9 protein-coding genes and 1 tRNA gene are annotated in these 9,395 nt (G+C 48.8%); 3 read left to right on the top strand and 7 right to left on the bottom strand.

Going from position 1 to position 9,395, the window contains the following annotated elements; genetic code table 11:
- The coding region (locus tag AC5JLP_RS26985; protein ID WP_496070935.1) for an nSTAND1 domain-containing NTPase at window positions 1-1,241 on the bottom strand (1,241 nt) is incomplete at its 3' end.
- Window positions 1,242-1,928: 687 nt separating this feature from the next.
- Between AC5JLP_RS26985 and AC5JLP_RS26980 the strand changes: the two genes are divergently transcribed.
- The 3 genes from AC5JLP_RS26980 (at window position 1,929) to AC5JLP_RS26970 (ending at window position 4,626) form a co-directional block, all read left to right on the top strand.
- Window positions 1,929-2,720, top strand: coding sequence for an IS5 family transposase (locus tag AC5JLP_RS26980; protein WP_496070934.1), 792 nt, complete (start codon window positions 1,929-1,931; stop codon window positions 2,718-2,720).
- Between the two features lie 221 nt (window positions 2,721-2,941).
- On the top strand, window positions 2,942-4,045 hold the full coding sequence (locus AC5JLP_RS26975) for a hypothetical protein (RefSeq protein ID WP_496070933.1): 1,104 nt from the start codon (window positions 2,942-2,944) through the stop codon (window positions 4,043-4,045).
- Window positions 4,045-4,626 carry a site-specific integrase gene (locus tag AC5JLP_RS26970; protein WP_496070932.1) on the top strand — a complete coding sequence of 194 codons (582 nt, stop codon included), beginning with the start codon at window positions 4,045-4,047 and terminating at the stop codon, window positions 4,624-4,626. Before AC5JLP_RS26975 ends, AC5JLP_RS26970 begins: the two co-directional genes overlap by 1 nt.
- Before the next feature lie 83 nt (window positions 4,627-4,709).
- Here AC5JLP_RS26970 and AC5JLP_RS26965 read toward each other — a convergent pair whose 3' ends face one another.
- The 6 genes from AC5JLP_RS26965 to AC5JLP_RS26940 form a co-directional block, all read right to left on the bottom strand.
- Window positions 4,710-5,096 carry a hypothetical protein gene (locus tag AC5JLP_RS26965; protein WP_496070931.1) on the bottom strand — a complete coding sequence of 129 codons (387 nt, stop codon included), beginning with the start codon at window positions 5,094-5,096 and terminating at the stop codon, window positions 4,710-4,712.
- Window positions 5,097-5,246: 150 nt separating this feature from the next.
- Window positions 5,247-5,849 (bottom strand): site-specific integrase, encoded by a 603-nt coding sequence (locus AC5JLP_RS26960; RefSeq protein ID WP_496070930.1) that lies wholly within the window; start codon window positions 5,847-5,849, stop codon window positions 5,247-5,249.
- Window positions 5,850-5,936: 87 nt separating this feature from the next.
- A complete protein-coding gene (locus AC5JLP_RS26955) occupies window positions 5,937-6,446 on the bottom strand; it encodes an Arm DNA-binding domain-containing protein (protein ID WP_496070929.1) in 510 nt (169 codons plus the stop codon).
- Between the two features lie 182 nt (window positions 6,447-6,628).
- Window positions 6,629-6,702, bottom strand: a tRNA-Arg gene (locus AC5JLP_RS26950).
- A gap of 79 nt (window positions 6,703-6,781) precedes the next feature.
- Window positions 6,782-7,237 (bottom strand): PPC domain-containing protein, encoded by a 456-nt coding sequence (locus tag AC5JLP_RS26945; RefSeq protein ID WP_496070928.1) that lies wholly within the window; start codon window positions 7,235-7,237, stop codon window positions 6,782-6,784.
- A 498-nt stretch (window positions 7,238-7,735) separates the two neighbouring features.
- Window positions 7,736-8,995: an HhoA/HhoB/HtrA family serine endopeptidase gene (locus AC5JLP_RS26940; RefSeq protein WP_496070927.1), complete on the bottom strand. Its 1,260-nt coding sequence runs from the start codon at window positions 8,993-8,995 to the stop codon at window positions 7,736-7,738.
- Window positions 8,996-9,395: the final 400 nt, after the last annotated feature.

Below are 9,395 nucleotides of genomic sequence, written 5' to 3'. Positions count from 1 at the left end.
ACTGCTAAGCCGCAATCACTATGATTTCCGGTTTTATTGAATCCATAATCCTTAGCCACTCCACCAATTTCCGTGTATGCCTCGTGTGTCAACTGCCCTTGTCTTGGCTTTGCCCACAGTTGCGTCAGGGCAACCTCCAGCAATGGCAAATTTCCGGGTTCCTGTCCTACCTCATCCAGAATGCGATCAACCAGTCCTGCTTCTAGCTGCACAACCTTTTTTGTCGCTGGTCGTTCGATCGCCGATCGCAACTCCTCCCGATTCATCGGACCCAGCTTTAAATCTGCCTCATGCAGCGCATCCGCCAGCGGACGATAGGCATACGCCTGCCCACAAAAATCAGCCCGCAACGTCAAAACGATCTTTAGCCCCGGTACATCCTTCACGCCTGCCAGCAGTACATCCAGCAACGGTTGGCGTTCCTCTTCCGCACAGAGCGTAAACAACTCCTCAAACTGGTCAATCACCAACAGCAAGCAGCGGGTCGTCGGAGTTTGCCGGAGCATCTCTGCCACCACATCCTGCAATGTCACCGTCCCGTCTTGCAGTGCCTTCGCTCGTTGACTCAGCAACACCAGCGGATCAACATTCGGTTCGGGAGCCTTCAGTGAGAGTAATGCTGCCGCCAAATTGTGGAACGATCGCTTATCGGGATAGCCAGGTCGCAGCTTACAGATCAACCAACCCGTCTCTTGAGCCAATTGCGGCAACAGCCCAGCAAACACCAGCGAAGACTTCCCACTGCCAGAAGCCCCCACCACAGCCACCAATGGCTTAGTTTTCACCGCATTCACCAGCCCCTGCCGAACGCCCCCATCCTCCCGCACGACATCCTCAATAAACGCCTCTCGTCCAAAGAAAAACTCTGCATTCTCTTCCTGAAACGCAGACAACCCTTGATAGGGGCAGGGCGGCATTTCGCCAAAGTCAGCAATTTCCTGATCCGCATTCACATCAGTCTTGGACGATTGCGCCTGAAGCAACTCAGCAATTTGGCTTCGCATCGCCAGCAATAATGCCTCAAAAGCCTGCTCTGTCCAACCGTTGTAAATGCGATCGCCAATCTGAAGATCGCCCCCTGCCACCTCCTGGATGTGGAGGTCGTACTGGGCAAGCTTCTGCAAAACCTCGCGACGACGACCCCCATGCAAAATCTCACGGAGCGCTGCGAGGTTTTCCTCAGCCTGCTGTCCGTCCTCAATCTGCTGCAAGATGGCATCGGGGTCGTCACCTTGGGACATATTAGTGTTTTAGCAGAGAATTAGGCACAATCTCCATCGAACAACAAGCACCACAGACAAAGTTCGTGGAGTCAGCAAGGCAAACAAGTCTACAAGTCTGAATTCCAGAAAAGAGATGGCGATCGTTGGGTTGGTTTCTTTATGTATGGTGGGCGATCAATTCCATGCTTTTGGCTCAACGAGCAGTTCGAAAGAATTTGATGGCATAGCAGGTAGGCGATAGATCACTCAATCGCGAAAAAAGAAAAGTAATTCAAGTCTCCAAATCTAACCGCTGTTTATATCTACTCAATTGTTTCAGACTTACGCAATCCCCAAGCACTGACCTGCTGATTCATGCTGCTTGATTGTACCGCTTTGATCGCCTCATATAGGCATGATGCTCGTGCAGGTAGGAGGCATATTGAATGGGGTTTGAGTTTTCTGCAGCTCGGTCTACACGAACTGTCTCGTCCTTGCTACGAGCGATTGCCTCTACCCCAACTCCGGACACTTGCAAACACAATCCACCTCAGCTTGTGCTTCTCTGCGTAAAGGAGAGGTTTTAGCCCGCCGGGTTGAATTTTCCAATACGGCAGCTTCTCATAATAAGACTGCCTAAGAGGGTGTTTGAAAAGTCAGCAGAGACGTAAAAAAGCTCACTCAGTGTAAGCTGCGAATTGTACAATACAGCGCTGAGAGAGCATCATGAGTAAAGCTTACCCCAGTAATCTGACCCACGCCCAATTTGAACTGCTCAGTGACCTAATTCCAGAGGCAAAACCGGGCGGGCGACCCCGGAGTGTGGATATGTGGGAAGTGCTCAACGCCATATTCTATATCCTGGTCGAGGGCGTGCGGTGGCGAGCCTTACCTGGGGATTTCCCTGCCTGGCAAACCGTGTACACCTACTTTCGTAACTGGCGCAAAGATGGAACGTGGGTGCAGATTCATGCTCAAGTGCGGCCTTGGACGCGAATGGCACAAGAGCGTCCCCGCAGTCCATCAGAAGCGATCATTGACAGTCAAAGTGTCAAGAGTGCAGCAGGCGTGAGCCAGTCGGTGGGCTTTGATGGGGGCAAACAAATCAAAGGGCGCAAGCGGTTTATGACGGTCGATACGCTGGGCTTAGTGCTGCGAGTGTTGGTGACAGCCGCCAATGTGGGAGAACAAACGGGCGGCAAACAAGTGCTCAACCAGGTCAAACAGATGGACAAGGACGTGGCTCGCCTGCAGACGATTTGGACGGATGGCGGCTTTGGGGGTGCCCCTTTTCTGAGGTGGGTGATGGATGTGTGTCGATGGGTTGTGCAGGTGGTTCTACGCCCTGAACAAACGAAAGGGTTTGCATTGCTCAAGAAACGGTGGGTGGTGGAGCGGACTTTTGGTTGGCTGATGCACTCTCGGCGATTGGTCAGAGACTATGAGTTGTTGCCCGAAACCTCAGAGACGTTTATCTACCTGGCTATGATCCGTATTATGGTCAGGCGGTTGGCATAAAAGCTGACCCCTCACTCCTTTTCAAACACCCTCTTAGACCTCTGCACCGCTACGGTAGTAAACATAGTCTCTAAATTAAATATAGATATAGAAATCAACTGAAAATTCGACCAGATGGCATAGGAAAAGTATTTCTATTAATCCTATAGCAGGTAGCAATTCAAAAGCTCAAAGATATTAATTTACCTAACGTCTGTTAGGTAAACTTAGGTGTATTTAGAATGCACTATAGAAGCGATTTTAGAGCCAGTTATAATCGTATTAGCACAACAATTTTCATACCTATCATGATGCATTCAAAAGTTCCCTCGTCATTACTTGAAGCCCTGGAATTCTTTAAAGAGACAGAGCAAGTTAAAGCCAATCCAAAGCTATTTGGAAACCTCAAGACGGCCCTAAGACGGTATGTGATTTCGGGCTACAAGCATTTGTCTGACTATCAGGTTGGCACTCTTAATCTTTGCCGAAGCCTGATGGAAATTAGCATTAAACAATTCAGAGAAGCTGAAACACATTTCAACGCTTCAGCCATTGCGATCGGTACCCATCCAGGCACACTTGCCAATTATCGATCGGCTCTTAATCGCTTCATCAAGTGGATGCAAGAGCAAGACTGGTATCACGAAGCAGCAGGAACCTACGATGGCAAATATGCACCTCGAATGGGCAAGCTAGGCTTTGACCTTACTAAGCAAAGAAAAGGTCGAAGGCAGTATTCTGCCAAACCCTATGCCCTTAAAGAATCAGATTTGGCTCCCGGGTTGGTCACGCAATTGGATAAATTCTACCGATTCTTGACCGCTGCCGAAATTCCTAAACGGCAGGATCCGCCTGTTCGAGATAGTACTGCAAAACCCTATAGATACCACATTCTCTGCTTTTTAGGATGGCTACATCATGTCGAAGAATGGCCGCCTAATGAGCTTAAAATTGAACTGATTGCAGATCGTGAGTGGCTTGATGAATTTATCGCTTGGGGCATCAACGATCGAGGTAACAGCTATGGTTGGGCGATCTTATTTGGTGCCACTGCTCTCAACGTTGCGAAATGGCAGCATTACCGAAGATCCCAAGTCACCAAATACAAGGACATTAAGGAAGTTGAAGCCATTCGAGCGCTACTGAATGAACTCTCACAGAAGCACAGAAAAGAGCCTCGACGGACAACTTCAAAAGAGGCGCTTGAAGAGAAGCTTATTACTTTAGAGCAGTGTATTGAGGTTACCCGTTACCTAAGGCGGTGTTGTGCTCCTAGAAGAAGCAGATTTGAACGGACAGGTAACAGTAGTCCATTGCAGGTCCAAAACGTCCTGAAACAGCCATAATGCAGAATTGGCAACGATATCTGCTGATCGCAATTCTGACTTATTGCCCTGTTCGGCAACGCGAACTCAGAGAACTAGAGCTGGGACGAACTCTGTTTAGAGAGATCGATGGCTACGTCATTAAACTTAAACCAGAAGATCACAAGACAGGAAGCAAAACAGGGAGGGAGAGAGAATTTCGTCTTCCTCCAATACTGACCGATGATTTAGATGAATGGTTGAATACTTGGCGACCAAAGGTGCAGACTAATCACAAGCGGGTTTTCCTCAGGCTCAATCTCCGCAGGATGGAAAACTTTGGTGAGCCCTACGAAGGCTCGAAGTTAGGAGAGATCATTGTTCGTACAATGTACACAGCTACAGGTCACCTATTTGGCGAGCCGAAACGAACCTCTCCTCATGATTTTCGACGAATTGCAATTACCTGGCAGCGCAAGTATGGAAGTCGTGATCAAGACGAAGCCCTGGCTGAAATGATGGGACATTCAGTTAGAGAAGCCGATCGCACCTACAGCCAGTTAACAAGCCGAGAAAAAACCGACAAAGCAGTCAAGTGGTGGAAACACAATACGCAACTCTAGTAAGCTGTGTTTGGGAAATCCTTCTCAAAACTGCTTACTTAAAAAAACTCGCCTCCTCAGTAATCGGGGAGGCGAGTTCAGATTTAGGTCTTACGTCCGTTTGCTGAGCTAGCTGCTAGATAATGTTCAATTGCCTGCTGATGGGCTCGAGGATTTCCACGGTTTCGAAGCCAATCTACCAAAAGCCTTGCGTTATAACGTATAGCTTTTGAATTAATTCGAACCCAATGAATATCTTCGATAAGTAAACCACTGAGCCTGTATTTTTTAAGTGTTTCGGGACTAAGTCCCGTTAATTGGGAGGCTCCCCACTTATCAACGAACTCAGCTGTTTGTTGATAATCTAAATCGTACTTGCGTCGGATCGGTCTCGATCGCCTCTTTACTCTTGCCTTCGTGCTATTTTGAGTTGCCGCTGAAAATCTTGCTTCTTTAGCCTTCGCCTTGGCTAGTACGTCAAAATTGCTCATAGAGCCTTTCCAAATGAGGGATGGATAGGCTTCCTCTTTTTACTCAGTTGTTAAACGGAGTTTACTCAAGGCTTTCTGCTTTATAAGGCGCAGGCTGACCTGATCTTAAAGTACCCAACAATAACTAAATCGAATACGCTCCTGAAAATACTAAAACTCAGGCACGAACAGATCCCGTTTGTTCCCCGCATAGTGCTTGTAAATTACCTCTGGGGAATTACCGACTAAACGGGCAACATCCTTCGCGTCTAACCCATGCTCTAAAGCCAAGGTGATGAATGTGTGTCTAGTCTGGTAGCATTTCCTGTACTCAATACCCATTTTTTCCAGTACAGGACGCCAGATCCGATTGCGGAAGTTGTTTGAATCGATCCACTTACCGGTTGGACTTGGGAAGATCAGCCTTTCTGGTTGACAGTCTTCTGGCCTAATTGACTCCAAAAATTGCCTTAACTTAACATTACAAGGGAATTTACGTCGTTCTTGAGTTTTCAGCCCTGTTTTGCAGACAGCGCCATTCTCTGATTCAACTACGGCCTGCTTAAATAAGACAAACCTGAAGTCGGCAGCGATATGTTTCCATTGCAGAGCTACAGCTTCAGAGGGTCTGCATCCTGTATTAAACAGGAAGAAGATATAAGGGTAGTAGTAAGAATGCTTAACGCGAGAAAACTTTGGGCAGGCTGTGTTCTTCTCGAAAGCTTCAAGAATCGTATCCCTCTCTTCAGCCGTAAACGGATTGATATCCTCCATTCCACTTCCGCTAGCAGCCTTGGGTAGCTTAATCTCACTCGCCATTCCCTTAAAGGGGTTCTCACTGATCAAGCCAGCCTTAATTGCTCAATCACAGCAGGCAGACAAGCGAACGATAAATCGTTTGGCAGAGTTAAGTGGAACGTTTTGGAGTACATGGTCCCTGATTTCAACCGCCTGCTCCAAATCGAGCGTTGGCAGATCTCTCAAGTAGCCAGAGAATGTCCGGTACTGCATTCGCATTGTAGACGGGCTGCATTGAGGACGCTTGTACTCCAAAAATTTCTCCCAGAGCTGGTCAAGCGTTGGCTGCAGCTCTTCTTTCGTTTCTTCAGGAGCATCAGTACTTAGCGATGATTGTGGCTTGTACTTGCCCAAAGTAGAGTCAAAATTTCCAGAGAGAATATCTAACTCAATTTCCTTGGCTCGCTTTTCTGCAAACTTGCGAGTCTGAGGTGTATCAGCAAACCTTAAAGATAAGTAATGTCTTCTACCTGCGTAAGAAAAGACCAGCTGTAAGCGCCCATTTGACGTTTTAATTTGTACCGATCCCTTAGAAGCCTTTCCTTTTTGGGATTTCGCGCCTTTTAAATACATGGGCCAACAGGAGTAAAGAGCGTTTGTACTATAACTCTACCCCAATCCTACCCCAATTTCCGACCTAAGTTACCCCAAAAATACCTAATTTTTACCCCAATGTAATGAACTTAGAAGTTCAAAAGCCAATACCCAAAAGCGCAAATGGCTCTCGCATACTGGCTTTTGGGTGTTTTAATCTACGGGACTGGCGGGATTCGAACCCTCGACCTACCGCTTAGGAGGCGGTCGCTCTATCCTGCTGAGCTACAGCCCCAGGTACAGGGTGATTATAGCAAGTCTCGATCGCGTGCAGTTGCTTTGACTTTTCTAAGTGAGAACAGGTGCAATGGAATTTACTGCGACAGCGGCTTTAGCTGAGTCACCTTGAGTTTAAAGTTGCCGCCAGCCAACTCACCAAAGGCACGAACACGAATGAAATAGATACCTGTTTTAGTGATGCGAGTAAATAGGAGCGAATTCGTACTACCGTCCGGGCCATCGTCGTTTTCAGCCACCGTAGAGCCATCGCTGCCGATGAGAGCCACGATCGAATCAAAGTTCTCAGAGGTCAGGTCGATCGAAAGTTGATCGCCTTCTTTAAGCTGCAACACGTAGTCGCGGGCAAAGCCACCTTGCCCGGTAGGCAAATCTTTATCAGTCAGCTTGTCTGTTATTGCCTTGCCAGACGTGATAGGAACTGGCTTATAGAAAACGGTTTGGGCATTCATCGCCAGCGCATTCAGATCCACTGTCAAAAGCGTCAGCGGCACAAGCAAAAGACGAAGCCCAATGGTCAAACAGTCATTCATGAATGCGATGGTGTAGGTAGCAAGATTCAAGCTCGTGAATATTATGGCTCAGTGCTGCTTGAGCAACGCAGATTGTAGAGGGAAGTTTTAGGGTAAGGCGGAAGTAAAGGGATGAAAGGCTAAAGGATGAGGGATGAGCGGTCAGCTTTTAGCCTTTAGCTGTACTGGCACGGGAGGTTGTTCCCCTCAATTGATTAAGGTGGAGAGAGACGCAAGCCTACCGTAAGGCCATAACATTGCACGTTAACGCCGCTCTAACGCTTAGGCAGCGCTGAGAAATTCAACGCCGCTACAGTCGCACGCTCAGGGGCAGCGCCGTCCAACGATGAGCGACCGCATCAGGGCTTTCGAATTAAACTCTTACGCGTCCTGGCTTCGTCACTAGCCCTTCCAGGCGGCAACGCGCATATGAGCTTGATGCCATTGCCGCATGCAAACAACCTCCTGTGCTAATACACCTACACCCTATACCCCAACCCCTATACCCCTTTCTGCAACCTACTCATTCTGCGCGGTCTGCGTTGGAAAGGCTCCGGGACGTACCGCCAGGGTTTGAGTTTGTCCGTTGCGCTTCAATTCAACCTGAAGGTTGCCACCAACAGAGCTTCTTTCAACGGCTTGCTGCACATCCTCTGCGGTTTTAACCAGCTGCCCGTTGATTTTTTGAATCACATCACCCGGTTTGAGTCCGGCTTGGGCGGCGGGTGAGCCACGCATCACTTGATACACCAATATCCCACTTTCTTCCTTCACACTGACACCGGCTTCAGGATCGCTATTGATTTGCTTCTTGAGTTCGGGTGTCAGCGTGGTCATGCGGATGCCCAGGTAGGGATGGCTGGCTTTACCTGTGGCGATGAGCTGGCTCGAAATTTGCTGCGCTGTATTGATGGGAATGGCAAAGCCTAGTCCCTGCGCGCCTCCAATAATGGCTGTGTTCATGCCGATGACTTCGCCACGCTGGTTGAGCAGTGGGCCGCCGGAGTTGCCAGGATTGATGGCCGCATCGGTTTGGATAAAGCTAACGCGCTTGTCAGGAGCTTTTACCTGGGCACTGGAGCGTCCAGTGGCGCTGATAATGCCAACGGTAACGGTGTTGTCTAGCCCAAGGGGGTTACCGATCGCGATCGCCCATTCACCGGGTTTGAGTTGTTCTGAGTTACCCAGGTTAACCGTTGGCAATCCGCTTGCCTCTACTTTGACGACGGCCACATCTGTGAGAGGATCGGCACCTAAGACCTTGCCTTTAAATTCACGCTGATCTTTTAAAGTCACAGTTACAGTATCGGCACCATCCACCACGTGCGCATTGGTTAGAATCAACCCATCGGCTTTAATGATGAACCCAGATCCTGTACCACGTTCTACCCGCGTTGCAGGGCCTGTTGGGATATCGCCAAAAAATTGCCGGAAGAAAGGGTCATTGAAAATTTCTGGTCGGCGAGTTTTGACCGTCCGAGACGAGTTGATACGAACCACCGCAGGCCCCACCCGTTCGACCGCATTCACAATAAAGTTAGGGTCGCTAGACGACAAAATTGCACCACTCCGGTTGGGAGCCTGCGCGATCGACGACGCTGGTGTGGAAGGACTGACCGTTTGCGCGATCGCCGCCTGCGTCGAAGCCTCGTTGGATGACAACCAGTGATCACCCAGCATCACTGTCCCTGCACCGAAGAGCGGCAGTAACAAGAGAACCGCTCGCTTTTTCCAGACGGGCTTGCGTGTGTTGCTTTGTTTATCAGTAAAAGTGTTCATTGTTGTACTGTCCAATGGTTCGCGAGTGTAAAAAGTATGTTGAGTCCAACGCTATGCAATTGATCACCCTGCTGCGTCTTGGCTCTTAATGGCTAGGGGCCGACTGTTGAGAGCCATCAATGACTTCACCCTTACGCTCATCCTACCGTATCCAAAATCTAGAGCAGGTATGTGACGTTGCAGTCGCAATCGCATCCCGGTTGAATGAAGCCTGATAGGCAAGCAGCTTCACGACTTGTGGGCAGACGCTAGGCGCAAAAAGGCTACAGGAGAAGGACGCTCAAGGGCAATGCTTTGCTCCCAAACGGGCAAAAACTTTGTCATTTTAAGTTCACGCTGAAAACATGCGATCGACAAGTCGAGTTGATAGTTTCTAATCACAGGTGAATGAACTGTTAAG

The organism is Stenomitos rutilans (assembly GCF_059505485.1).
Note: the sequence above shows the minus strand (reverse complement) of the source record. Positions and strands in the feature narration are given on the sequence as shown.